Annotated in this window: 25 protein-coding genes; 17 read left to right on the forward strand and 8 right to left on the reverse strand. The window is 41.5% G+C overall.

Annotated elements, in window-relative coordinates:
* Positions 1-16: 16 nt before the first annotated feature.
* The 4 genes from IWX76_RS09525 to ric are packed head-to-tail and all read left to right on the forward strand — an operon-like array spanning position 17 to position 3,476.
* A complete protein-coding gene (locus IWX76_RS09525) occupies positions 17-853 on the forward strand; it encodes a DUF2249 domain-containing protein (protein WP_196859665.1) in 837 nt (278 codons plus the stop codon).
* Positions 850-2,142, forward strand: coding sequence for a hypothetical protein (locus IWX76_RS09530; protein ID WP_196859666.1), 1,293 nt, complete (start codon positions 850-852; stop codon positions 2,140-2,142). Before IWX76_RS09525 ends, IWX76_RS09530 begins: the two co-directional genes overlap by 4 nt.
* The gene (locus IWX76_RS09535; protein ID WP_334641595.1) at positions 2,129-2,470 is read left to right on the forward strand and encodes a metal-sulfur cluster assembly factor; all 342 of its coding nucleotides are present in this window, start codon (positions 2,129-2,131) and stop codon (positions 2,468-2,470) included. Before IWX76_RS09530 ends, IWX76_RS09535 begins: the two co-directional genes overlap by 14 nt.
* A gap of 43 nt (positions 2,471-2,513) precedes the next feature.
* Positions 2,514-3,476: an iron-sulfur cluster repair di-iron protein gene (gene ric / locus IWX76_RS09540; RefSeq protein ID WP_196859667.1), complete on the forward strand. Its 963-nt coding sequence runs from the start codon at positions 2,514-2,516 to the stop codon at positions 3,474-3,476.
* Positions 3,477-3,514: 38 nt separating this feature from the next.
* On the opposite strand, the gene IWX76_RS09545 is transcribed toward ric, so the two are convergent.
* Positions 3,515-4,750 (reverse strand): hypothetical protein, encoded by a 1,236-nt coding sequence (locus IWX76_RS09545; protein ID WP_196859668.1) that lies wholly within the window; start codon positions 4,748-4,750, stop codon positions 3,515-3,517.
* A 152-nt stretch (positions 4,751-4,902) separates the two neighbouring features.
* Between IWX76_RS09545 and IWX76_RS09550 the strand changes: the two genes are divergently transcribed.
* Genes IWX76_RS09550 through IWX76_RS09580 form a run of 7 tightly spaced genes read left to right on the forward strand, consistent with a single transcriptional unit; the run spans position 4,903 to position 11,183 of the window.
* Entirely contained in the window at positions 4,903-5,382 is a 480-nt protein-coding gene (locus IWX76_RS09550) for a c-type cytochrome (RefSeq protein WP_196859669.1), read from the forward strand.
* Between the two features lie 7 nt (positions 5,383-5,389).
* Positions 5,390-7,381, forward strand: a complete 1,992-nt coding sequence (gene nosZ, locus IWX76_RS09555) for a Sec-dependent nitrous-oxide reductase (RefSeq protein ID WP_196859670.1) — start codon at positions 5,390-5,392, stop codon at positions 7,379-7,381.
* 52 nt (positions 7,382-7,433) lie between these two features.
* Positions 7,434-8,045 carry a hypothetical protein gene (locus IWX76_RS09560; protein WP_196859671.1) on the forward strand — a complete coding sequence of 204 codons (612 nt, stop codon included), beginning with the start codon at positions 7,434-7,436 and terminating at the stop codon, positions 8,043-8,045.
* The gene (locus IWX76_RS09565) at positions 8,029-8,469 is read left to right on the forward strand and encodes a nitrous oxide reductase accessory protein NosL (protein WP_196859672.1); all 441 of its coding nucleotides are present in this window, start codon (positions 8,029-8,031) and stop codon (positions 8,467-8,469) included. Before IWX76_RS09560 ends, IWX76_RS09565 begins: the two co-directional genes overlap by 17 nt.
* Positions 8,466-9,710: a nitrous oxide reductase family maturation protein NosD gene (gene nosD, locus IWX76_RS09570; protein WP_196859673.1), complete on the forward strand. Its 1,245-nt coding sequence runs from the start codon at positions 8,466-8,468 to the stop codon at positions 9,708-9,710. Before IWX76_RS09565 ends, nosD begins: the two co-directional genes overlap by 4 nt.
* Positions 9,707-10,423 carry an ABC transporter ATP-binding protein gene (locus tag IWX76_RS09575; RefSeq protein WP_196859674.1) on the forward strand — a complete coding sequence of 239 codons (717 nt, stop codon included), beginning with the start codon at positions 9,707-9,709 and terminating at the stop codon, positions 10,421-10,423. The genes nosD and IWX76_RS09575 overlap by 4 nt, the downstream gene beginning before the upstream one ends.
* Positions 10,416-11,183 (forward strand): ABC transporter permease subunit, encoded by a 768-nt coding sequence (locus tag IWX76_RS09580; protein WP_196859675.1) that lies wholly within the window; start codon positions 10,416-10,418, stop codon positions 11,181-11,183. The genes IWX76_RS09575 and IWX76_RS09580 overlap by 8 nt, the downstream gene beginning before the upstream one ends.
* Positions 11,184-11,260: 77 nt before the next feature.
* On the opposite strand, the gene IWX76_RS09585 is transcribed toward IWX76_RS09580, so the two are convergent.
* Positions 11,261-12,379, reverse strand: a complete 1,119-nt coding sequence (locus IWX76_RS09585) for a lactonase family protein (RefSeq protein ID WP_196859676.1) — start codon at positions 12,377-12,379, stop codon at positions 11,261-11,263.
* An 11-nt stretch (positions 12,380-12,390) separates the two neighbouring features.
* Positions 12,391-13,791 (reverse strand): pseudouridine synthase, encoded by a 1,401-nt coding sequence (locus tag IWX76_RS09590; RefSeq protein WP_196859677.1) that lies wholly within the window; start codon positions 13,789-13,791, stop codon positions 12,391-12,393.
* A 270-nt stretch (positions 13,792-14,061) separates the two neighbouring features.
* Between IWX76_RS09590 and IWX76_RS09595 the strand changes: the two genes are divergently transcribed.
* Together IWX76_RS09595 and uvrA are read left to right on the forward strand one after the other, a co-directional pair.
* The gene (locus IWX76_RS09595; protein WP_442952252.1) at positions 14,062-14,778 is read left to right on the forward strand and encodes a lytic transglycosylase domain-containing protein; all 717 of its coding nucleotides are present in this window, start codon (positions 14,062-14,064) and stop codon (positions 14,776-14,778) included.
* A 120-nt stretch (positions 14,779-14,898) separates the two neighbouring features.
* Positions 14,899-17,742: an excinuclease ABC subunit UvrA gene (gene uvrA / locus IWX76_RS09600; protein WP_196859679.1), complete on the forward strand. Its 2,844-nt coding sequence runs from the start codon at positions 14,899-14,901 to the stop codon at positions 17,740-17,742.
* 16 nt (positions 17,743-17,758) lie between these two features.
* Here uvrA and IWX76_RS09605 read toward each other — a convergent pair whose 3' ends face one another.
* Positions 17,759-18,709: an erythromycin esterase family protein gene (locus IWX76_RS09605; protein WP_196859680.1), complete on the reverse strand. Its 951-nt coding sequence runs from the start codon at positions 18,707-18,709 to the stop codon at positions 17,759-17,761.
* 137 nt (positions 18,710-18,846) lie between these two features.
* On the opposite strand from IWX76_RS09605, the gene IWX76_RS09610 reads away from it, so the two are divergent.
* A complete protein-coding gene (locus IWX76_RS09610; RefSeq protein ID WP_334641599.1) occupies positions 18,847-20,340 on the forward strand; it encodes an NAD(P)H-hydrate dehydratase in 1,494 nt (497 codons plus the stop codon).
* Here the strand turns inward: IWX76_RS09610 and lipA are convergent.
* The gene (lipA, locus tag IWX76_RS09615; RefSeq protein ID WP_196859681.1) at positions 20,337-21,215 is read right to left on the reverse strand and encodes a lipoyl synthase; all 879 of its coding nucleotides are present in this window, start codon (positions 21,213-21,215) and stop codon (positions 20,337-20,339) included. The two genes, IWX76_RS09610 and lipA, sit on opposite strands and share 4 nt — an antisense overlap.
* A gap of 92 nt (positions 21,216-21,307) precedes the next feature.
* Between lipA and IWX76_RS09620 the strand changes: the two genes are divergently transcribed.
* Positions 21,308-21,712 (forward strand): OsmC family protein, encoded by a 405-nt coding sequence (locus IWX76_RS09620; RefSeq protein WP_196859682.1) that lies wholly within the window; start codon positions 21,308-21,310, stop codon positions 21,710-21,712.
* Here the strand turns inward: IWX76_RS09620 and ytxJ are convergent.
* The 3 genes from ytxJ to IWX76_RS09635 all read right to left on the reverse strand — a co-directional run bounded on the left by ytxJ (position 21,702) and on the right by IWX76_RS09635 (position 23,503).
* Positions 21,702-22,034 carry a bacillithiol system redox-active protein YtxJ gene (gene ytxJ, locus IWX76_RS09625; protein ID WP_196859683.1) on the reverse strand — a complete coding sequence of 111 codons (333 nt, stop codon included), beginning with the start codon at positions 22,032-22,034 and terminating at the stop codon, positions 21,702-21,704. The two genes, IWX76_RS09620 and ytxJ, sit on opposite strands and share 11 nt — an antisense overlap.
* 33 nt (positions 22,035-22,067) lie before the next feature.
* Positions 22,068-22,559: a 6,7-dimethyl-8-ribityllumazine synthase gene (gene ribH / locus IWX76_RS09630; protein ID WP_196859684.1), complete on the reverse strand. Its 492-nt coding sequence runs from the start codon at positions 22,557-22,559 to the stop codon at positions 22,068-22,070.
* Positions 22,560-22,834: 275 nt separating this feature from the next.
* Entirely contained in the window at positions 22,835-23,503 is a 669-nt protein-coding gene (locus IWX76_RS09635; protein WP_196859685.1) for a tetratricopeptide repeat protein, read from the reverse strand.
* A 129-nt stretch (positions 23,504-23,632) separates the two neighbouring features.
* Here IWX76_RS09635 and recF point away from each other — a divergent pair, with 129 nt between their 5' ends.
* The gene (recF, locus tag IWX76_RS09640) at positions 23,633-24,736 is read left to right on the forward strand and encodes a DNA replication/repair protein RecF (RefSeq protein WP_196859686.1); all 1,104 of its coding nucleotides are present in this window, start codon (positions 23,633-23,635) and stop codon (positions 24,734-24,736) included.
* The gene (locus IWX76_RS09645; RefSeq protein ID WP_196859687.1) at positions 24,729-25,019 is read left to right on the forward strand and encodes a DUF721 domain-containing protein; all 291 of its coding nucleotides are present in this window, start codon (positions 24,729-24,731) and stop codon (positions 25,017-25,019) included. The genes recF and IWX76_RS09645 overlap by 8 nt, the downstream gene beginning before the upstream one ends.
* Position 25,020 lies beyond the last annotated feature (1 nt).

The raw sequence follows: 25,020 nt of genomic DNA on the forward strand, positions 1-25,020 counted from the left end.
TACCTTTGGTTTAGTTATGAAAGCTGCCCATCTAATCCCTATTCATTCAGGTACGCGCATTAAGATTTTACTTGATGCCAATAAACATGGAGTGATCGAAGCACTCGTTAAACTGAACAGTAACTTCGCTAAACTGAAAAACCCTGTTCTGCGCAGCTTATTTGCCAGCCGTGTAACGATAGCAGATGCCTGCAGAATCGCACGTTGCAAGGAGGAAGATTTTCTACATAGCATGCGCCAGCTAGGCTTCCAGACTACCCTAACGCCACCTGAACCATCACTATCTTCAGGGAAAAAAACCTTTGATTTTAATAGGCCAGTTCCAGTATTCGAATTGGATGCGCGTTCTTATTTGGCACAAGATCAGGATCCGCTAAAAGCAATCCTGGCCATTGTTAATAAAATGGCTCCTGGTGAACGTTTTAAATTAACCAACAGCTTTGAACCTATACCACTCATCAGCCTGCTCACCGAAAAGGGCTTCAGCTATGATGTGGAATACATTAAAGAAGATTTGGTGGTTACCTGGTTTGAGAAACATGATACAACCCGTGTAGTGGCAGCGGCAAGCCTAGTGCCAGCAGATGAAGCTGATCAGCAGGTGTTTAATCGTGTTTTGGCAAAGTTTATACCAGCGCAGATTATCTATATCGATGTGCGCGACTTAGAAATGCCGCAACCAATGCTGCTTATCCTCTCAAACATAGATAAACTCCCCTCCGGTGGATTGCTTTACGTCTATCATAAAAAAGTGCCCGTGTTTTTACTTCCCGAACTGGAAAAACGGGGAATGGGCTTTTCGCTTTACCATCGGTCTGCAACAGCGGTCGACATGTTAATTTACAGGTCATGAGCGCCCTAAAATACCAGTCCGCTTTATATAAGGTTGTCATCAGCCATTATTTACTGGCCGCCTTGTTTTTTCTTGCGCTGACCATCATGTTTATCTTCTCGCTAAAAGAACTTTCAGGTCATTACTTCCAACCTAAACTATTGGCTTTAACCCATACCGCGGCTTTAGGCTGGGGCACCATGATCATTTTCGGCGCCTTATACCAGCTTTTGCCAGTCATACTGGAAACTTCCTTGTACAGTATACGCCTTTGCTGGTGTTGCCTTATTTTTCTTATCCCCGGAATCATCATGTTAATCGCTTCTTTCTGGTTTTTCGACCCGGGTTTATTCATGCAAGGTGGCGGATCGTTGATCCTTATAGCCATCGTGTTATTCAATGTGAACGTTTTTCTGACCATGAAGCATAAACAACAAGCGACCATCTTTCAGGAGTTTGTTGTTACTTCCTGCATGTGGCTTAGTTTAACGGCCATGTTAGGACTGGTTTTAGTGTTCAATTTAAGCTTTGCTTTTATACCGGCAGATCACCTGGTGTTTTTAAGGTTACATGCACATATGGGTATAGCTGGTTGGTTTCTGATGCTGATTATAGGCGTAAGCGGCAAGCTAATTCCCATGTTCCTCGTTGCTAAATACCAGCACACGTCGCTTTTATCTTACAGCTATTACCTGATCAACGCTGCTTTATTGTTGTTTTTAGTAGACGGCTTTTTTAATGGCATCAATGTGAAGACTAACCTCATCCTGTTGATAGGTGTGATGGGAATTTGCGCCTACCTTTTATATGTATACCGCTGTTTCATATCGCGTATCCGTAAAGATGTAGACCTAGCCATGGTTCAAACCTTGTTCTCTGTGGTGCTGCTCGCTGCCAGCCTGTTGGTATTGCCTTTCCTATTTCATTACCACATAAAAAATAATCCCATGGCCGCTAATCTTTCTGTATTGTATGGCATTTTAATATTTATAGGCTGGATCAGTGCTTTAATCTTAGGGCAAACTTTTAAAACCCTGCCTTTCATCATATGGTTGAAACATTATGAGCACCTCACCGGAAAGGTGAAAACGCCATTGCCGGCAGATTTAAATAGCCATGTACTTCACGTGATTCAATTCACTGCTTTTCTGGCCTTTTTGCTCAGCTTCATTTCAGGATTTATGCTCTCTTCCTGGACACTTCAGTATATGGGTGCCTGTTTCTTGCTGGCTACTGCAGCCTGCTACTGCCTACAGGTAGGCCAGTTACTCTTACACAAAACTAAAACACTGCCTTATGATCAAATATGATATTCCCGGTAGCCTGTCTGGTATGGATACCGAACTTGAAAATGCATTAAAAATGGTGATCGATCCGGAGTTGCACGTCAACGTAGTGGATCTGGGACTGATTTACGCCGTAAAAATTAAGGAAAAAGAACTGCTCATTGCCGTAGAAATGACCCTTTCGTCGAGGTACTGCCCCATGGCAGAAAGCATCGTATCGGCAGTAGTGAATTGCCTGGAGCGGGTATTTGATCACTTCCAGGCGAAGGTGTCATTGGTCTGGGATCCCATTTGGGGTTTTGATTCCATAACACCCGCCGGGCGGCAGGCACTTTGGGGAAAAGATAAATAATTAATAGTAATAATAGTGGTGAAAATCACATAAAAACAGTGATATGGAAACGATAAACATCTTAAACGTAACAGCAATTGAGCCTCGTTTAAAACATCCCAGAATTTTTGAAGAATTCGATGGCTTAACGCCAGGAGCAGCATTTATTATCAATAACGACCATGATCCAAAACCTTTGTATTACCAGATGCTGGCAGAACGTGGCCAGACTTTTATCTGGGAATACCTTGAAAACGGGCCTGAAGTATGGCAGGTTAAAATTACAAAACACCTTGGTGGACAGGTAGAGGAAACGATAGGTGAAATGGTGACTAAAGACTACAGACGGGCACAAGTTTTTAAAAACTTTGGTATAGACTTCTGCTGTGGAGGAAAGAAAACCATTACGGAAGTGTGTAATACTAAGGGAATAGATCCGGAGCAAGTTAATGAGGCATTAGGTGCCATTAGCGATGATGCCCCTGCTTCTGAAAACGATTACCTGAAATGGGACATGAGTTTTCTGGCAGACTTTATTGTGAATACTCACCATCAATATATCAAAGACGATACGGGATTCATTACTGAACTGGCCATTAAAGTAGCAAAAGTGCATGGCGATAAACACCTTGAACTTATTCAGGTAGCAGAGATCTTTACTGGTGTAGCCGATGACTTGATGTTACACATTATGAAAGAAGAACGTGTTCTTTTCCCTTTCATTAAAGAGCTGGCTAACGTGCAGAAAAACGGAGGAAAGATTGCTGAAAATTCATTGGGAGATGTAACTGCGCCTATTCAAATGATGGAGGCTGAACATGAGCAAGCGGGAGAAGCCTTAGCACACATCAGGGAGTTAACAGATAACTTCAGGTTGCCCGAGGGTGCATGTGCATCGTACACCATACTTTTCAAAAAACTTGCAGAATATGAAGATGATTTGCACAGACATGTACATCTTGAAAATAACGTGTTATTCCCTAAAGCCATTTTAGCAGAAAAAAATTACCGTCTTTTAGTGAGTTAATACCTTTGATTTGATTACTTAATCCACTGGCATCCCCGTTAGTGGATTATTTTTTTTCCAAGGCTTCTATTGATGATGGCAAGGCTAAGACCAATAATGATGGCCACACCGAATAAAATTAGACCTGCATGGGGTAATATATGAACCTGAAAAGCTGACAATCCTTGAATCATTAATACGGTCTCTTGTAACAACACTCCAAAGATGAAAAGAAAAACACCTGTGGAGTTTAGTTTTCTTCCATGTTTTTCCAGCACCTGGTTAAAGAAACCGATAATAAAAAAGGAGATGATACATAGAAAACACAGGTGCAGGTAGCCCACCACAATAGGCCGGAAACTAAAGGCGTATTGACCCAGGTAAGGAACGATGGACAGGGTTTGTAAAACTAATTTTAAGACAAAGGAAAGCCATGCCAGTATTAACAAATAAGTAGTGCTTGCTGCTAAGGGGGTGGTTAAATGCTGTTTAGCGAATTGATAAAGTTTAATCAGGTAAAAGATAGCCGCGAGCTGTACGATTCCGGATACCACGCCAATCCAATACAGGTAGTCGGGAATTTTTAACCAAAGAACAGATAATATATAGGTTGGAACAACGGTGATCAACAAAATAAGGAACAATTTTTTGTTGGTTGCTACACTTAGTGGGTTGCTGTTTACAGGCAACAGTGAAAAAAGCAACCCAAAACAGGCGAATAAAAACCAGCCATTGTATTGAAAGTGAAGGAAGAAATAAATGGAAGCAAAATACCATTCCTGAACAACGTTTCCGGAAGCCATGAGGTAAGCTAAGGTAAAAACGCCAATTGATGACAGGAACCATTGAATTAAAGCTGCTTTAAACCACAAAACGGTGCTGGGCTCTCCCTTGATTTGACGGAGGTCGAGCCAATAACAATAAATAAAAAGATAAGATATCAGTATGGAAAGGGTAGAAAAGGTGATTGATAAAAAGGCATAACCCTGGTAGATGAAGGTAAATAACATGCCGTAAGCAACAATGTTTGTTGCAAGCAGGAGCCAGTTATACTTCTTGAAGTCAATATCCACATGCTGCCTGTCGAGGTATTTAATCATCAGCGCCATCAGGGCCAAAGTAACCCATCCGGTAAAGGCAAAATGGGAGTGGCCATGCAGCAGGTATTTCTGATCAACCAGCGGGAAAGAAAAGTTAATCTTATACCTCAGCGCAATGCCGAGCAAAGCGACTACGAATAAGTTGAGGAGTGACCACCTTATCCATTTGAGTTGATTGAAACGTTGAGCATCCATAATTATAATTAATAGTTAATGCGAATTAATATAATATAAGTCATAAAAATGATGATGCTTATCACTTAAGAAACTATGAATTTATGATTTGAATCATATTATAAGGTTGAATATTACCCTAACATTACACTAATAAATTAATGATGACTATTATGAAAAAACTATTTGTTTTTTGCTGTATAGGGCTGTTTTTAGCAGCTTGTACAGGGGGTGATTCACCCAAATCCACTAGCGATGGCGATCAATCTTCGGAAGAAGTTGCATCTGCGCCAGCAGTGGCCGACTATGACCCAAACCGGGGAGAAGGTAAGTTTACTGAGGTTAAAATAGACCCCAAGCTTGATGAGGCCATGGCTTTAAAAGGAAAAAATCTTTCTGATTTAAAGTGTTTGTCTTGCCACAAATTAACCGATGAAAAATTGGTTGGACCAGGCTGGAAAGATGTCACTAAACGTAATACTCCTGAATGGATCATGAATTTTATGACGAATACAGACGCGATGATTGATAAGGATCCTAAAGTTCAGGCCATGTTAGAAATTTGTATGGTACGTATGCCTAACCAAAACCTGAGTGATGAAGATACCAGAGCAATATTAGAATTCATGCGTCAGAACGACGGTGTAAAATAATTAAATCATGAAAAAGTATATATATATAGTACCAGTTTTCGCAGCTTTTCTGCTGTTGAGTTTCTCAGGTTGTAAACCAAAAAACACAGGTGATGCCATTTCAGGTGATGCAGCATCAAAGGTATACGTTGCTCCAGGAAAGTATGATGAACTTTATAATTTTGTTTCTGGTGGTTTCAGTGGCCAGGTGAGTGTATATGGTATTCCTTCAGGAAGACTGTTACGTGTAATTCCTGTGTTTTCTGTTGACCCGGAGAAAGGTTGGGGTTACAGTGAAGAAACAAAACCTATGTTGAATACGTCACATGGAGAGATTCCATGGGATGACCAGCATCACCTTGATTTGTCGCAAACCAACGGGGAGACAGATGGCCGCTGGTTGTTTGCAAATGCTAATAATACCCCACGTATTGCACGTATCGATTTAAAAACGTTCAGGACTGCAGAGATTATTGAGATCCCAAACAGTGCGGGAAATCACTCTTCTCCGTTTATTACAGAGAACACGGAGTATGTAGTTGCTGGTACACGTTTCAGTGTGCCTATGGACGACAAGAATGGTGATGTTCCTATTAAGACCTACAAAGAAAATTTTAAGGGAACCATTAGTTTCGTCAGCGTAGCTCCAAAAGATGGTGAAATGAAAATTGCTTTCCAACTGGTGCTTCCAGGGATGAACTTTGACCTCAGCCATAGTGGTAAAGGACCTAGTTCAGGATGGTTTTTCTTCAGCACCTATAATTCAGAACAAGCACATACTTTATTGGAAGTAAATGCTTCTAAACGCGACAAGGATTATATTCTTGCTGTAAACTGGAAAAAAGCAGAAGAGTATGTAAAACAAGGGAAAGGTAGAAAACAAGCGGTAAAGTATGCTCATAATAAATATAATGAAGGTACACATACAGCTACATCAAAAATAGAGACAGAAGTAACTGTGATTGATGTGAAAGATTTCCCTGATATCGTTTACATGATTCCTTGCCCTAAGTCGCCACATGGTGTTGATATCGATCCTTCAGGTGAGTATATTGTTGGTAGCGGAAAATTAGCTGCATTGATTCCGGTTTTCTCTTTCTCTAAAATCAAGAAAGCTATTGCAGATAAAAACTATGATGGAAAATATGGTGGTATCCCTGTAATTAAATATGAAGCCGCATTATATGGTGAAGTTAAAAAACCAGGATTAGGTCCATTACATACTGAATTTGATGGAAGAGGAAATGCATATACAACATTCTTCATCTCTTCTGAAATTGTAAAATGGTCAATCAAAGATCTTAAAGTACTTGATAGACATCCAACATATTATTCACCAGGCCATTTAAGTATTCCAGGTGGTGACACTAAAAAACCATATGGAAAGTACATGACTGCCTATAACAAGATCACTAAAGACAGGTATCTTCCAACAGGACCAGAATTATCGCAATCAGCACAGTTGTTTGACATCAGTGGTGATAAGATGAAACTGCTTTTGGATTATCCAACAATTGGTGAACCCCATTATGCACAATCTATTCCTGCAGATAAAATTGTGAAAAACTCGGTGAAATTCTTCAAAATAGAGGAGAATAAACACCCATACGTGACTATGGGAGAGAAGAACTCGAAAGTGGTGCGTGAAGGAAATAAAGTTCATATCTACATGACCGCTATGCGTTCCCACTTTTCACCAGATAATATTGAAGGTGTAAGGGTAGGTGATGAAGTTTTCTTCCATGTAACTAACTTAGAACAGGATTGGGATGTTCCACATGGATTTGCTGTTAAAGGCGCCAAAAATGCGGAATTATTAATTATGCCAGGGGAAACCAGTACTTTGAAATGGACACCAACCAAAGCTGGAATGTATCCGATTTATTGCACCGATTTCTGTAGTGCTTTGCACCAGGAAATGTCAGGTTACGTAAGGGTATCTCCAAAAGGGTCTAATGTGCCAATATCTTTTAGTCTCGGTAAAAACTCCGATGTTCCGGATTCTTTATTGAACCAATAACATTCACAATTGAACGGAGCTAGTTGCTCCGTTCAATTTTTATACAACCATCATGAAAGAAAATAACCTCACTCGAAGATTGAGCTTTTCTACACGTGTTACCACACTGATCTGCGGCCTGTTACTTATTGTTGTTTTATTCGTTCCCTTATGGCGCATCGAATTAAGTGCACCGCAATATCCGGAAGGGCTGGTGATGAAGATGCACCCTAACAAATTAGCGGGTAACGTCGATATTATCAATGGACTAAATCACTATATCGGGATGAAGACCCTTCATACAGAAGATTTTATAGAGTTTACTGTACTTCCTTATATTATTGTGGCCTTTGCCTTAATGAGTGTTTTGGTGGCAACTGTACTATATAAATCACAAAAATGGCTGCGTGTGCTGCTCATTTCCTTTATCATATTTGGCATAATTGCCATGGTTGATTTCTGGAGGTGGGAATACAATTATGGTCATAACCTGGATCCAAACGCGGCGATAGTTGTTCCAGGGATGGCTTACCAGCCTCCATTAATTGGTTACAAAGTACTGTTGAATTTTGGTGCTTATTCAATTCCCGATACGGGAGGATGGATTTTTATTGGCGTAGGATTGCTATTGGTAAGTGGTGTAATCGTTGAATACAAAAAAAATAAACATGAAAAAATTAGCTAGTATCTACTTCACAGTTTTCCTGTTAGCCATGCTTGGATTATCCTCTTGTACTACAGGACCGCAAAAGATTAAAGTTGGTGAAGATGCCTGTAGCTTTTGCAAAATGAGCATTGCTGATAACAGGTTTGGGGCGGAGATTATTACTAAAAAAGGTAAAGTATACAAGTTTGATGATACGCATTGCCTAACCGGCTTTCACGAATCCAATACCATTAATAACGAGGATATTAAAAACGTCTATCTGGTAGATTTTAATGCACCTCATGATTTAATCCCATCTGAACAGATTTTCTTGCTTAAAAGTAGTCAGCTTCGTTCTCCTATGGGAGGTAATGTAGCAGCTTTTAGCAGCGAGCCTCAATTAAAGGCCGCTACCGCTAAGTTCGCAGGTGAACAGCTGACGATGGAAGGAATTTTAAAATGAGTAATCACTACGCCTTTGTTACTTTCCTCCTGCTCTTCCTTTGTTTTTCTGCTGTTCAGGCAAAAACTATCCAAGTAGGTAAATCCAGAACCTACAAAACCATACAAAGTGCCATCAATGCTGCCAAAGCAGGTGATACGGTATTGGTAGATCCAGGTATTTATAAAGAAGGAAATATCAAAATGCATAAATCTATTGTACTTAAGGGGATCGGTTATCCGGTAATGGATGGCCAGAATAAGTATGAGATTATTACTATATCCGCCCAAAACGCATCGATAGAAGGATTTAGGTTGCAGCATGGTGGAAGATCAGACCTCCGTGATTTAGCGGCAATTTCCATTGTAAATAGTTATAAAGTAACAGCCATAAACAATGTTATAGATGACTCCAATTTTGGGGTCTATGTGCAAAACAGTAAAAGCTGTACGGTTAAAGATAATAAAATTACGGCCTATGGCAAAAATGAGGTGCAGAGCGGCAATGGCATCAGTTGCTGGAAAAGTGATAGTTTGCTGGTGATTGGCAACAAGATTAAAGGTCACCGGGATGGCATCTACTTTGAATTTGTAACCAATTCATTGGTGTGGAGGAATATCAGCAGTAAAAATGTACGGTATGGTATTCACTTCATGTTCTCGCATAATGATACTTACATCGGTAATATCTTCGAAGAAAATGAGTCTGGTGTTGCTGTGATGTACACCAAACATATCCGGATGTTTAACAATGTATTTATTAACAACTGGGGGGCTGCTGCTTATGGCATTTTATTAAAGGATATTACTGATAGTGAAATTTCAGGAAATCATTTTATAAAAAACACGGTGGCCTTGCACATGGAGGGATGCAGCCGTATTAATCTGCTGAATAACAGCTTTTCTAATAACGGATGGGGCGTAAAAATTCAGGCAAGTTGTGACGATAACGCCTTCTACAGGAACAATTTTATAGGTAATACCTTTGATGTTGGCACCAATGGGTCATTGGTGTTAAACACTTTTGATGAAAACTACTGGGACAAATATGAAGGTTATGATATTAACCGGGATCGTACAGGCGACATTCCTTATCGTCCGGTAAGTTTGTACTCCATGATTATTGATAGCAACCCCGCCGCACTTATGCTTTTTAGAAGCTTGATTGTTACCCTACTTGATAAAAGTGAAAAAGTTTTACCAGGAATAACACCTGAAAGTTTAAAAGATAATAAACCGTTGATGAGGGCGATTGAACTATGATTATTGCAGAAAATATTGTTAAAAATTTCGGGAGTTTAAAGGCGCTTTCGAATGTATCTCTTACCTTTTTAAAAGGGGAATGTATAGCCTTACTTGGGCCAAACGGAAGTGGTAAAACAACGTTGATTAAATCTATTTTAGGCATGGTGGTGCCTGATAGCGGCGCCTTGCATTTTAATGGGGAGCATACGCAGGGGAAATGGCTGTACCGCAACCAGATTGGCTATATGCCTCAAATTGGACGTTACCCGGAGAACATGACTATTGCCAATGTGATTGACATGATGAAAGACCTGCGTAAAAACCCTAATGAACACTTGGATGAGCAGCTTATTGAAAGTTTTGGCTTAGCCAATATGATGAATAAAAAGATGCGCACCCTTTCTGGCGGTACCACCCAAAAGGTAAGCGCAAGTCTGGCTTTTTTATTTAACCCTGCGGTTTTAATATTAGATGAACCCACAGCAGGACTTGATCCACTGTCGTCAGAAATTCTAAAGCAAAAAATATTAAAGGAAAAAAGAAATGGTAAACTGGTAATCATCACCTCTCATGTATTAAGTGAGCTTGATGACCTGGTCACCCAGGTAGCCTATATGCAGGACGGATCTTTGGTGTTTCATCAAACACTTGCTGCATTGAAGGAAGAGACCGGAGAGGTAAAATTATCGGCAGCGATTTCTAACATCATGAACAGGAGAAACCATGAATAAAATATTAAAATATGTAATTGTTGATATTGTTCAGAACAAAATAGTATTAATCTATACCTTTCTACTGCTCCTGATTTCCATGAGTGTGTTTAACCTGGAAAATAATTCTGCGAAAGGCTTGCTAAGCCTGTTAAATATCATCCTGATCATTGTGCCTTTAATTTGTATTATATTCTCCACCATTTACATCTACAATAGTGCGGAGTTTATTGAATTGCTGGTCAGTCAGCCGGTAAAAAGAAAGACCATCTGGATGAGCCTTTTTGCAGGCCTGTCGGCATCACTGGCATTGGCCTTTTTTATTGGTGCCGGCATACCCATTTTACTTTATCATGCAGATGGTACCGGTATGATGATGATTGCCACTGGGCTTTGTCTGACGGTGGTGTTTGTGAGTATTGCCATGTTTGCTGCGGGTATGACACGCGATAAAGCAAAAGGCATAGGATTGTCTATTTTATTATGGTTATTCTTCTCCTTAATTTTTGATGCCATTGTACTGTTCCTTTTATTTCAATTTCAGGATTATCCCCTGGAAAGGATTATGGTATTCCTCAGCTTCTTAAACCCTATTGACCTTAGCCGTATACAAATATTACTTCAAATGGATATTTCAGCGCTTATGGGTTATACAGGCGCTGTATTCCGTGAGTTTTTTGACAACGGAACAGGGATTACACTTTCATTTGTTGGCTTACTAATCTGGACCGTCTGGCCAGTTTATTTATCGCTGCGTAGATTTAAAAAGAAAGATCTTTAATTTTCATAATAATTTCTGGTTTAAACAAAAAGGGCAGTCGTTGATTTGACTGCCCTTTTACGTAAATGTTTTTTTGCTTATTTGATGCTGGTAAACACCAGGCAAACTGGTGCACCCACTTTAATTCTTTGACCAGCGTCACTTAGCGCCCCTGTAACGTCGTTTCTGTTAAAGATCACTACTTCATCAGTCCTTTGATTCGCCACCAGTAAAAACTTACCGCTAGGATCAATGGCGAAGTTTCTCGGACCTATACCCAGGGTACTGGTTGTAGAGGCTACAGAAAGTCTGCCTGTTGGCATAATGTTAAACACCGATATGGCGTTAATATCGCCGCGGTTACTTTGGTAAAGGAATTTGCCATCCGGTGATACGTGAATATCAGCGGCGTCAATTCTTCCTTTAAAATCGCTTGCTACGGTTCCAACCTCCTGAATGCGGTTAAGTTGACCATTTGCATAAACAAAGGCCGTAATCTTACCCATAAATTCATGAGCCAGGTAGGCAAACTTGCCATTCGGTGAAAACGTTAAGTGTCTTGGTCCACTAGCTGCAGGTACTTTAATCACGTTTTTAAGGGTGAGCACCTGTTTTTCTGCCAAAGGGGAGTAATTATAGATATAAATATGATCTTCACCCAGGTCGTTAACGATGAGGTGTTTTTTATCCGGACTAAAGATTACCTGGTGCACATGTGCACTTTCCTGTCTTTTCTCCGGGTCAATACTTTTACCCGTATGTTGTATTACCTGTTTAGCTTCTTTTATTGAGCCGTCGTCCAGACGTCCGTAAACAGCAAGGCTGCCGCCAGAATAATTCCCGATAATCACATGGTGTTTGTCGGCAGTCACGTAACAAGGATCTGCACCCTGACTTCCCTGTTTGTTCAGCACATTCAGTTTTCCAGTCGCAGCGTCAAATGCAAAAGCCGTTACGGCACTTGAAGCGCCCGCTTCGCTAACGGCGTAAACGTTCTTTTTATCCGGACTTACGGCCAGGTAACTAGGGTTTATGATGTCCTTAGCTACACTTTTTAGCGCAGTAGTGCCATCGGTACTATTGAACTGGTACGTATAGATCCCCTCGCTTTTACCAGTATTGGTATAAGTTCCGATCAGTAAATTGTAATTTGCTGTTTGTGCTTGCATCGATAAACTTAATAACATAACGGGTAAGAGGGAGAGGAGCCTTTTCATACGTGATTATTTTAATGAATCAAATGTTTGATTTGTATCAATTCATGTTCTTCCAGGTAACGCCATCTGCCACGAGGTAAATCTTTCTTGGTCAGGTTACCATAAACTACACGATCCAGTTTTACCACTTCGTAACCCAGGTGTTCGAATATACGACGAACAATTCTATTTTTGCCACTATGAATCTGAATACCAACTTCTTTCTTACTACCACCTGCAACGTATGATACGCTGTCTGGTTTAATCAATCCATCTTCCAGTTCTAAACCATATTGGATCTTGTTCAAATCTCCCTGGCTTAAACTCTTATCTAATTCTACATGGTAAATTTTAGTAATCCCGTTTTTTGGATGCGATAATTTATCAGCAAGGTCACCATCGTTTGTCATCAATAACAAACCAGTGGTATTTCTATCCAAACGTCCTACCGGGTAAATACGTTCGCGGCTGGCTTTTTCAACCAATTGCATCACGGTACGTCTTTCCTGTGGATCGTCTGTAGTGGTAATATAATCTTTAGGTTTATTTAAGAGCACATAAATTCTCTTTTCGCGTTTTAACAATTCGCCGTTATAGCGGATGTTATCTTTTGCAGGATCTACTTTATGACCCAGTTCAGAAATAACGATGTTGTTTACACTCACCACACCTGCAGCGATTAACTCATCAGCTTTACGGCGGGAACAAATTCCTGAATTGGCAATGTAACGGTTTAAGCGAATCAGTCCATCATCCTCTTTTGGAGGTGCTGGTTTTCTGCTACGAATAACAGTGTTTTTATCGCCACGTGCGCTAAATGTAGGTCTGTCGCCGTCCTCTTCTCTTTTTCTGAAAGGTCTGCTGTCCGTACTTCTCGAGCTGGTGCTTTTTTTATCATCAAACTTTCTGAAAGGTCTTTCTGCACCTGCAGCAGTACTGTCTTTTTTGATGTAACCTCTTGATTTAGGCGCTTCGCCATCACCAGTTCTTGGTGTTCTCGGTTTAAAATCCCTGGCTTCGCTGCTTTTACCCTGGTAACCTCTAGAGGCACCACCTTCTCTGCTTTCTCTTGGTTTGAAGTCTCTTGGTCCAGAACTTTTACCCTGGTAACCTCTAGATTCTCCTTCTTCTCTGGGTTTAAAATCTCTTGATCCAGTGCTTTTGCCCTGGTAGCCTCTTGAAGCACCTTCTTCTCTAGGCTTGAAGTCTCTTGAACCAGTGCTTTTGCCTTGGTAACCTCTTGAAGCACCTTCTTCTCTTGGTTTGAAGTCTCTTGATCCAGTACTTTTACCCTGGTAGCCTTTTGAGCCGTCTTTCTCGTCCTTCTCGCCAAATTTGCTCTTTCCTTTGAAAGTGCTATCTGTTCCACTTCTGCTTCTGTTGCCCGGTTTGGACTTGTCATCCCGACTGTTCCTGTTGTTATTTTTAATCATGATTCACTATTAACCGCATTAATATGCGGGCCGCAAATTTAGCAAAAATTTCACGTATTCTTAAATGGATAATTTAGCGGCTTTAGCGTCAATTAAAATCGCGGCTGAGGTATGCTTAAACGTCGATTTTGGAGCCATATTTTGTAATAGGTTGATAATTAGATAAATATAACGTATCTTTGCAGCCGTTTTATATTATTAACCAAAAAAAGGAGGAAAATGATAAAGAAACACGTAATAACATGTACGATAATTTTAACATTATTGGTTATGGCAAAAGTGTTTGCTTACCATCTGCCCCAAGCAGAAAAAGTTCTTGTCAGACAAGAGAAAATAGTACCCGTTACAATTACCCCACCGAAAGAAAAAGAGCCGGTTTCGTTAATGGCTCAGTTGACTTTTGCAGATGAAACCTTACCGCAGGACGATCGCCGGGTAGAGAAGAAAATGAAGAAATCGCTACGCAATTTCTCCTATGCAAAACAACAAACAAATCGCTTACATAGAAAAGCGGCAGAATGGTTCCCTGTTATCGAACCTATTCTTAAACAATACGGAATCCCTGAAGATTTTAAGTACATGCCCCTGGTTGAATCAGGTGTACGTGGCGGCGTTTCTCCTAAAGGCGCAGCTGGCTATTGGCAGTTTATGCCAGGTACCGCGCGTAGTTATGGCTTAAAAGTAAATGCTAAAGTTGATGAACGTAACAACTTGCGCAAGTCTACCATTGCCGCCAGCAAATACATTAAAGAGTTGTATAGCATTTTTGGTAACTGGACTTTAGTAGCAGCAGCGTATAATGTGGGCGATAACCACATGCGCAAGCAAATAAGGAAACAAAAAGAAGACGATTATTTCAAAATGAAGCTTAACCGCGAAACTGCTGGTTACGTTTACAAATTGATTTCCATGAAACAAATTATGGAAAACCCTGGCCGTTATGGTTATACAGCACCTAGAGAGCTGATTGCCATGAACGCAGAGTAAGTATTTTAAACGCTATAGAATTAAGGATAAAGGCTTTATTTTTGATAAAATTTTTAGCAATTTTGTGGCTGAAAATTTGCTGTCTTTTATTTGAGATACTATAGCGTTTTTATATAAAATATGAGTAAAAATACCGTTGACCTGGGCGAGCAAAAAGATGTAGAAGTATATGGTGCCCGAGTACATAACCTTAAAAATATAGATGTTTCTTTTCCACGAAACAAACTGGTTGTTGTAACCGGATTAAGTGGAAGCGGGAAATCATCACTTGCTTTTGACACCATCTATGCCGAAGGGCAGCGTCGTTACATGGAAACCTTTACCGCATACTCCCGCCAGTTTATGGGAGGCATGGAAAGACCAGATGTGGATAAAGTATCTGGTTTAAGTCCGGTCATTGCCATCGAACAAAAAACCACCAGCAAAAACCCCCGATCTACTGTAGGTACCATTACCGAAATCTACGATTTCATGCGTTTACTATATGCCCGTGTATCGGAAGCCTTCTCATATAACACCGGAGAGAAGATGCAGCGCATGACTGAAGACCAAATCCTGAATACCATATTTAATAAATACGACATGATGCCGGTTAACATTCTTGCTCCGGTAGTCAAAGGGCGTAAAGGTCATTACCGCGAACTTTTTGAGCAGATCCGTAAACAAGGTTATGTTAAAGTGCGTATTGATGGGGTCATCCAGGACCTGTCGCCAAAAATGCAGGTAGACCGTTACAAAATTCACGATATTGAAATCGTGGTCGACCGTCTCATCATTGAGCAAGACGACCGCAAGCGTCTGCTGGATTCCTTACAAACTGCCATGCGTTTAGGGAAGGGGATCATCAAAATCAGCGATAAAGATAATAACGTATCCCATTTTAGTCGCTTCCTCATGTGCCCTACAACGGGTATCTCTTATGATGAACCGCAACCCAATAGCTTTTCCTTTAATTCCCCATATGGCGCCTGTGAAGGTTGCGATGGTCTCGGCTATATTTTCGTAGTCGATAAGGAATCGGTGATGCCGAACACAAAACTAAGCATCTTGAATGGTGGCCTTGCGCCATTGGGCGAATACCGCGACATCTGGATGTTCCAGGTGTTGAAAGCTTTGGCTAAAAAACACAGTTTCTCTCTTTCTACACCTATTGAAAAATTAGGCGACGACATCATTAGCTTACTGCTTAATGGTAGTCCGGATCTGCTTTCTGTTGCCGTAGAATACAATAAATGGAACGTTCAGAACTACCAGGTCACTTTTGATGGCATCATTAAATTGCTGGAAGAGCAACAGGAACGCAAGGGCGAAGGTGCAACAGAAGATATGGATAACTTCCGTAAATTGAAAACTTGTCCGGTATGTAATGGTGCCCGTTTGAAGAAAGAAAGTCTGCATTTTCAAATTGATGGAAAGAACATCTTTGACTTAGCGGAGATGGACATCAAGAGCATCAGGGACTGGTATGAAGATTTAGAAAGCAGGTTAAACGAAAGGCAAAATACCATTGCTAAAGAAATATTAAAAGAAATCAGGGCCCGTTTAGGCTTTTTAAGTGATGTAGGCTTGAACTACCTATCTCTGGACCGTACGGCACGTACCTTGTCGGGTGGTGAAGCACAGCGTATACGTTTAGCTACACAAATCGGTTCACAGTTGATGAATGTCATGTACATTCTGGATGAGCCGAGTATTGGTTTACACCAGCGTGATAACGAACGCCTGATTAAGGCCTTAAAAAACCTGCGCGATCTCGGTAATACCGTGTTGGTGGTAGAGCATGATAAAGAAATGATTCTGGAAGCCGACCACGTGATCGATGTTGGGCCGGCAGCAGGGGTTAAGGGTGGATACATTGTGGCACAAGGCACGCCTGCACAAATTCTAAAGTCAAAAACATTAACCGCTGCCTACCTTAACGGTAAAAAAGGGATTGAGATTCCTAAAAAACGTCGTTTAGGAAATGGGCATAAACTGTCGATCATCAAGGCAAGCGGTCATAATCTAAAAGATGTTTCTGTAGATTTCCCTTTGGGTAAGTTTATAGCCATAACCGGGGTATCTGGAAGTGGGAAATCGAGTTTAATCACAGAAACCTTATATCCCATTTTAAACCATCACTTTTTCAGGGCAAAAAAACATCCTTTGCCCTACGAAAAAATCAATGGCATCAAGGAAATAGACAAGGTGATTGAAATTGACCAGGCACCAATTGGTCGCACGCCACGTTCAAACCCTTCTACGTATACCGGTGTGTTTTCAGACATCCGTAACTTGTATGTACAGTTACCAGAAGCAAAAATCCGTGGTTATAAACCCGGACGGTTCTCCTTTAATGTCAAAGGCGGAAGGTGTGAAACCTGTCAGGGTGCCGGACTGAAAGTTATTGAAATGAACTTCCTGCCCGATGTGCAGGTGCCATGTGAAGAATGTGGTGGCAGAAGGTACAACAGGGAAACGCTGGAAGTTCGTTACCGTGGTAAATCCATCAGTGATGTACTAGACATGAGTATTGAAGATGCCTGTGTTTTCTTTGAAAACATGCCCGTGATTTACCGTAAAATAAAAACCTTGAATGAAGTCGGTCTGGGGTACATTAAGTTGGGCCAGTCGTCAACTACCTTATCAGGTGGTGAGGCACAGCGTGTAAAACTGGCTACGGAGCTAAGTAAGAAAGATACGGGTAAAACTTTTTACATCCTTGATGAACCTACTACGGGACTTCACTTTGAAGACATCAACGTATTGTTGGGCGTATTGAATGAATTGGTGGAGAAAGGTAACACCGTATTGGTGATTGAGCATAACCTGGATGTGGTTAAGGTGGCCGACTGGGTGATTGACCTGGGTGAAGAAGGTGGCGCTGGTGGCGGAAGGATCTTATTTGAAGGTACGCCTGAAGGATTGGTCCAGAACCCGATCAGCTTAACCGGGAAGTTCCTGAAAAAAGAAATGGGCTTATAGCCCATTTCTGAATATTTTATTTAGCTAACCTCCTGGATGGCGTGGTTTCTCTGATAAAAAGAATCCCGTTGAAATCTAAACCTGGCCTGATGGGTAATGTTCTTGCTTCGGTCCAGTTCGAATTAATGTGTGTAATCGGCTGTTGCATGCTGGTAAAGGGATTTAAAGCTTTGTCAAAGTCGACATAAAACCTCTCCTCATCTGCTCCGGCAAAGATAGCGGAGAAGCTTTCTTTCGGGGTTTCAAAAGCATGTGCCTCAAACTGGCCATCGGCCAATACATTCACCGAGCCTTTATACGTATCTAAACCCAGGGCATAATATTGCTGGCCAAAGGCTTGTTTCAGGTAGGAGCCTACTGCTTTAACCTGCGCCATGGTGGTATCTTTAGCAATATGGATGTTATGTGCCCAGATCATGGTTTTATGGGGACTGGATTTCTGGTAATTTACAATGTTTTCGGCCATCAACCTTTCTCTGGCCAGTACATCATGCCATGAATCTTCTCGGTCAAAGCCAAATAAAACCACTTTATTTTCCTGCTGCTGTGTTTTGTTATAATCTGCAATCCATTGAAAAAGCTCATAGATTTCCTCCGTTCCGTAAAGCACCATGGAATTCGTCAGGTCTTTTAAATTACCCTCACCGTTGGCTAAATATTGGTTTATCGGATCGGTCAAAGAATTGCTCATTTCAAAACCCAGGTTTTTATACTGTAGCCTTGTGACCAGAAATTGAATGACACGTTTTTTCTGGAGGTAAAATTCCCTTGTTCCATGAGATGCCTCTCCCAAGCCGATCACCAAATTATGATGTAGTACTTCGGGTAAAAAACTGAGGTCATCATGGTGGGTAGCCGTATCGGCTGCAATTGGATGTACATTTTTATTCAACCAGCTGGTGTACGTTGGCTGAGAAAAAGCTACAGGGCCTAAAAATAAGAGATAGAGCAAGATGGTATTTTTCATGAGAAACAAGGTTCTAGTATATGAGGTTTAATTTCATCTATGATGCATTTAACTGCTGGATTCCACCTTACAAATTAATTTTATTTCATCGCTGCTTATCCTTATTAATATCTTCCCAATTTCGTTAAATTAGCTGGATGCAAACCTTGCTTAGCTCCGAACAAATGCGCAATGCCGATGATTATACCATCGCACAGCAACAGATCAGCTCCATCGACTTGATGGAAAGGGCCGCTGCGGCTTTTGTGCGTGCTTTTATACTACATGTCCCTAACCTGCAGACCCGCATTTCCATTTTCTGTGGCAAGGGTAATAATGGTGGCGACGGACTGGTCATTACCCGCTTGCTGTATCAGCAAGGGTATCCTGACTTGCAAGTTTTTATTGCCAACTTTTCGGACAAAGCATCCCCAGATTTTATTCAAAATGAAAGGCGCCTGCAAGAAACAGGCCTGGTGGCTAAAACCCTGGTGGAGCCTGGGCAGTTCCAAAACCTGCAAACAGAGGTCATCATCGATGCCTTATTGGGCTCTGGCCTTAATCAGCCACTCAGCGGCAAGTTCCTTTCCCTGGTACAGCAGATCAATGCTTTAAATAAGAAAATCTACGCGGTAGATGTGCCCACCGGCTTTTTTGCAGATGGTGCCATGCCCCTCACTTATGAGGGCATCCAAGCCTACCTGACCATTTGTTTCCAGCGGCCAAAACCTAACTTCTTTTTTCCAGAATCTGCCAAGGCGACCGATAGGTTTGAGGTGGTGGATATTGGACTTGAGGAAACTTTTATTGAAGAGCAACAAGGGGAGTTCCTTTTAGTTGGGGTGGATGACATCAAAGCACTGCATCAACCGCGAAAATCTTTTAGTCACAAAGGTAGCTTTGGCCATGCCTTATTAATTGCCGGCGATACGAATACCATGGGGGCGGCTATACTGAACGCTAAAGGCTGTTTGTATGCTGGTGCAGGTTTAACCACCTTATCGATCCCTGCATCTGGCTTGAGCACTTTAAATACGGCCATACCTGAAGTGATGTACCTCGACCGCGCCGACATTAGGGAAAAGAACATGGCGAAATACCATGCCATTGGCATGGGCAGCGGTTTAGGTACTTCTACGGCAGCTAAAGCCCTGCTGGAACTGGTTCTTGACCTGCATCGTCCTTTGGTATTAGATGCAGATGCGCTAAACCTGATGGCCAATTATCCGGCGTTGCGCCATAATCTTGCTCCTGGATGTATTTTAACGCCGCATGTCAAAGAATTTGACCGTTTGTTTGGCGAACACCTTTCCTGGTACGATCGGCTGGCCACGGCCCGCGTACAGGCACAAAGGTTAAAGTGTGTTATCGTACTTAAAAATCGTTATACGTTTATTGTTGATGGAGGAAAACAGGTGTATATTAATCCTACTGGAAATCCAGGTATGGCACAGGGGGGAATGGGCGATGTGTTAACTGGTGTGCTGACAGCTTTTATGGCCCAGGGAAAAACGGCACTGGAATCGGCCTTGCTTGCCTGTTACTTTCATGGCAAAGCAGGCGACGACCTCGCTGATGATCATTATAATGTGACGGCTTCACAGGTGGCGGAAAACATTCCCCTGATCACCCGTCATTTAATCTGTTCCTAGAATTCAAATAAGTGTTTTTCTGCGTGGTAAGAAGAACGCACCAATGGTCCGCTTTCTACATACCTGAATCCTTTTGCCATACCCACTTCTTTGTATTTTGCAAACTGATCCGGGTGGATCCAATCTAATACGGGGTGGTGGTTACGTGTAGGTTGCAGGTATTGACCCAAGGTTAAAATATGCACACCATTTGCGACTAAATCATCCATGGCCTCATAGATATCCTCTTCGGTTTCGCCAAGGCCAAGCATAATGCCGGTTTTGGTTCTGACACCGAATTCAGAGATGCGTTTTAAGGCTTCCAGACTTCTGTCGTATTTAGCTTGTATTCTTACTTGTTTGGTCAGTCTTTTAACGGTTTCCATGTTGTGAGAAACCACTTCAGGTCTTTCTTCCAATACCCGGTACAGGTTGTCCCAGATACCCCTGAAATCAGGGATTAAGGTTTCCAGGGTGGTTTGCGGACTTTCGCGGCGGATGGCCTGCAAAGTTTCTGCCCAGATTATCGAGCCACCATCTTTCAGGTCGTCACGATCTACCGAGGTGATCACGCAATGTTTCACCTGCATTAATTTCACAGAGTTGGCTACGCGGTTAGGCTCGTCCACATCTACAGCAAGGGGTCTGCCGGTGGCTACTGCACAAAACGAGCAAGAGCGGGTACAGATGTTACCCAAAATCATGAAGGTTGCTGTGCCTGCGCCCCAGCATTCGCCCATATTTGGGCAGTTACCACTTTCGCAAATGGTGTGAAGTTTATGCGTATCCACTAAACTGCGTACTTGCGCATATTCTTTACCAACCGGAAGCTTAACCCTAAGCCAGTTTGGTTTGCGTTGTTTTTGGTCTGCTGAAACAACCGGAAGTTCGATCATGCGCCAAAGTTAAGCAATAGGATTGAATTGTTTAATCGCCTGGTTGCTATCCATTAAAATTAATGGTAATCTTGTGGTCAAAAAAAGAGGATATGGCTACTTCAAAAATAACTTATAACGGAGGTTTGCGAACCAGTTCCGTTCACGAACGTTCTGGAAACGAAATCATTACTGATGCACCTGTGGATAACAAAGGGCAGGGACAGGCTTTTTCGCCTACCGACTTAATGGCTACATCTTTAGGAAACTGCATGCTTACCATTATCGGCATTGCAGCCCAGGAACATGGTTTTAACATTGATGGTGCCACCTGTGAGATTACCAAAGTGATGGCAGAAAACCCTCGCCGGGTTTCAGAAATTGTTGTGAACTTCCAATTTCCGGCAAATGACTATACGGACAAGGTAAAAACGATCATTGAACGCTCGGCACATACCTGTCCGGTTGCGCATAGCATTCACCCGGATATTGTAAAGAACGTAACGTTTAACTATTAATCGCTTCAGCTACTTCATCGGCAGAAATATCGCCATGTGAGGCATCAAGAACGCATTCGCCGTCTTTTATTAATAAGACCTGCGGCGATTCATGATGAACCTGAAAAGTTTCAGCTACCTGTGCAGAGATGTCCCGGTAGCTGATTAAATCTAAAAAGTACAGGTTAGTTCCCGCAGGAATGGCGTCCCAGTCCATTTCAAAACGTCTTTTAGCCATGCCGCTCACAGAGCAACGGGTACTGTGTTTAAATATCAGGCTGTAACCTGTTTGATTTTTTATTTCCGCAACCTGTGCGATATCGGTAATGAATGTCCACTGCATCTTTAATCTTTCTTTTTTTGGTTATATTAACTATTACAGGGTCGCTGCCAGGTGAGCCATTTTAATCGCTGTAATCGCGGCTTCGTCGCCTTTATTGCCATGTTTACCGCCTGCACGGTCTAAAGCCTGCTGCTGGTCGTTAGTGGTAAGTACACCGAAAATCACCGGTTTACTGTGTTTGATGCCAACATTGGTAATGCCATGAGCAACAGCATCACAGATAAAGTCGAAATGTTTGGTATCTCCCTGAATCACGCAACCCAGACAGATAACAGCATCAAGCTCCGGATGTTTGTTTAAAATGATTTCTGCTGCGCCGGTCAATTCAAAACTTCCCGGTACGGCTACTGAGATAATGTTTTCTGCTAATACGCCATGCTGGTTAAGCGTCTTCATGGCGCCGTTAAATAATGCACCGGTAACATCAGCATTCCATTCCGCTACAGCTATTGCGAAACGATAAGGACTAGCATCAGGAACAGTAGTATGAGAAAAGTCGGATAAGTTTTTTAGTTGTGTAGCCATGGCGGTAAAGATAAGGATTGCGGGTGGTTTTGCAATGGTTTGTCGAGGATTCGAGGTTCTGGGATTTAGGGACTAGGTCTCCTCTATATCTCCTGTATATCCTGTGTACGTTTTACCGAACGCCATATACAGGAGACATACAAGAGATATAAAGCAGACATAGCCGGAAGACATGCGGTAATCGAGCCGTACCAAACCCAAAAATAAGCTTATACAAAAAAAGGGATTGACCATTTTACAATGACAATCCCTTTTAGTTAGGCTATAAATAGCGCTTATTTTTTCATGGCTGCAGCACGTGCAATGTACTCGTCAATTAAAGCAGCTTCCTGGCTTGCAGGGAATTCTGTTTTGATTTTGGTGTACGCATCTTCTGCGGCTTTAAAGTCTTTTAATTGTTCCTGAACCAGGCCTAATTTTTTTAAGAACATTGGCGAAGTAAACTTGTTACTCGCTTTCTCAGCAGCTTTTTTGTAATAGGTAGCCGCTTGTTTGTAGTCTTTCAACTCACTATAAGCATCGCCTAATAAACCAAGGGCCAATGGATCAGCAACAGGGCTTCCTGTTTCTGTGTAATTTCCTAAGGCTTCCGTTGCTTTTTTGTATTCCCCTTTACGTAAATAAATACCACCTAAATAAAGGTTTGCCAGGTTTGCAGATTTTGTATTTGCATATTCATCAGCAATTTGCTCAAAACCAGGGTAGCCACCGTCGCCGGTTAAAGCTTTTGCCGCTAAAGAGTCAACACCTAAGTATTGTTCTGCTTTGTACATTTTTGCCGAGGCTTCCTGCGCCCGATCTTTCAAATAGACATTTTGATACCAGATATAAATACCGATCAATACCACGACTGCACCTATTATAAATAATAGGCTTTTTGAGTTCTCTTCGATAAAAGAACCTTTTTTCACAGGGTTGTTTATTTCTTTTTCTGTTACGGACATTTTATTTTTTAAAAAAATTAAGGATTGCAAAAATACATTTTTCGATCAAAGTATCAACACTTAAGTATACTATTTAATTAAACTTTAATGATTTAACCACGGTAAACGGTAACTTTGAGGCTATATACTATGTGGTTAAAAAACATTACCCTCTTAAACTTCAAGAATTACGCTGATGCTGATGTTCGCTTTTCAAAAACCGTTAATGCTTTTGTAGGTCTTAATGGCGGTGGAAAGACCAATTTGCTCGATGCTATCCATTACCTCTGTTTGTGTAAAGGTTATTTTAACCCCATCGATAGTCAGCAAATTAAAACCGGTGAAGATATTTTTCTGATTCAAGGTGATTTTGACCGGCAGGAGAAGAATGAGAAGATAACCTGTGGTGTAAAACGCAACCAGAAGAAACAGTTTAAACGGAATAAAAAGGAGTACGATAAACTGGCCGACCATATTGGTTTGTTTCCGGTGGTCATGATTTCTCCCTATGATGTGAATATCATTATGGATGGGAGCGAAGAGCGTCGGCGGTTTATGGATAATGTAATCTCACAAACTGATGCGCGTTACCTCGATGAGCTGATGGTGTATAACCGCCATTTGCTAAATCGCAATGCCCTGCTCAAACAAATTGCCATCACGCGTAAATATGATCCTGCATTGCTGCAGATTTTTGACGAACAGCTGGTGGCTTCGGGTAACCGTTTGTTTGAAAAACGCCAGGATTTTATGAAGGAATTTATCCCTTTGTTTGATCAGTATTACTCGTTTTTAACAGACGATAATGAACTGGTAAGCCTGATTTATGCATCGCAGTTAAATGACCAGCCTTTCGACAAGTTATTGAGCCAGTCTTCTGAAAAGGATAAAGCATTAGAAAGGACTACAACAGGCATTCATAAAGATGATTTGATTTTCAGCATTGCTGATATGCCCTTAAAGAAATTCGGGTCGCAAGGGCAGCAGAAGTCTTTCCTGATTGCCTTAAAGCTGGCGCAATATGCTTACCTACAGAAGTATAAGGGTTTTAAGCCTTTATTATTGCTTGATGATATCTTTGATAAGTTAGACGACCGCCGGATGCACAAGCTGATGGAGATGGTATCGCACCATGACTTTGGACAGATCTTTATTACGGACACCGGAAGAGAAAGAGTGTTAAATGTTTTTAATAGCATTAAAGTTCCCGTAACTTTGTTCGAAGTAAATAATGGAGCGGTAAATCATGCGTAAACCTAATGACATTACCCTGAAAGAGGGAATCAGTAAAATGCTTAATGTATATAAGCTGAAAGGGAGATTTGACCAGACCTCGGTAGTGGCCCTATGGCCTGAAATTATGGGCGTTGCCATTGCCAACCGCACGACACAGATTTATGTTTCGAACCAGAAACTTTTTGTGCGTATTGAATCATCCGTGATAAAAAATGAGCTTTTAATGGTAAGAACCGGTATCATTCAAAAGATTAATGAACGTACCGGTTCTGAAGTCATTACAGATCTTATATTTTTATAAA

It is taken from the genome of Pedobacter sp. CAN_A7, assembly GCF_015752175.1.
GTDB lineage: Bacteria > Bacteroidota > Bacteroidia > Sphingobacteriales > Sphingobacteriaceae > Pedobacter.